Here is a 647-nt window from a genome sequence, read left to right as displayed (position 1 = left end):
ATGGGCAGCTTTTCATGGCCGCTTACACACAGCGACGCGGGGTCTCAATTCACCTCCATTCGCTACGGCGAACGCCTCGCCGAGATCGGAGCGACACCGTCGATCGGGACCGTCGGGGACAGCTATGACAACGCCCTGGCCGAGACCGTGAACGGCTATTACAAGGCCGAGCACGTCCGCGGACCCGCACGGCCAGGTCCCTGGCGGACGGTCGAGGACCTCGAGCTCGCGACCCTCGGGTGGGTGTCCTGGCACAACACGCAACGCCTCCACGGCTACCTCGGCGACGTCCCACCCGCCGAGTTCGAGGACACGTTCTATGCTGTCGAAGCCGGCCGCGAACAGCTGGTCGGAATCAAATAGCGCGAGTCTCCATCAGACCCAGGGGGCTTCAGGGCCAACGCTCTGGTCACCGACGAGATCGATTTTGGATCGAGCCGCTCGGCCACTGAGGAAGTTCTGAATTCCCGGGGATATAAGTCGAGCCGAACGCCGAACCGTAGGGTCTGTCTCGATCAGTTTGTGCTAAGGAATATGTCAGGCACGGAAAGAGGCCCAGGCGCTCCCCTCGAGGGAGTACCTGGGCCTCATTCCATTTTCCCTCGTCAGATGCGGACTCTGACCCGTGGGAACGTGGTCGGGCTAGC

General features: G+C 62.6%; 1 protein-coding gene. It reads left to right on the top strand.

The features are described from left to right. Positions 1-363: integrase core domain-containing protein (locus HMPREF3105_RS02745; RefSeq protein ID WP_070708727.1), on the top strand; the 363-nt coding region annotated here is incomplete at its 5' end. Positions 364-647 lie beyond the last annotated feature (284 nt).

It is taken from the genome of Micrococcus sp. HMSC31B01 (genome assembly GCF_001816085.1).
Taxonomy (GTDB): Bacteria; Actinomycetota; Actinomycetes; order Actinomycetales; family Micrococcaceae; genus Micrococcus; species Micrococcus luteus.
This window is presented reverse-complemented; position numbering and strand designations above follow the sequence as displayed.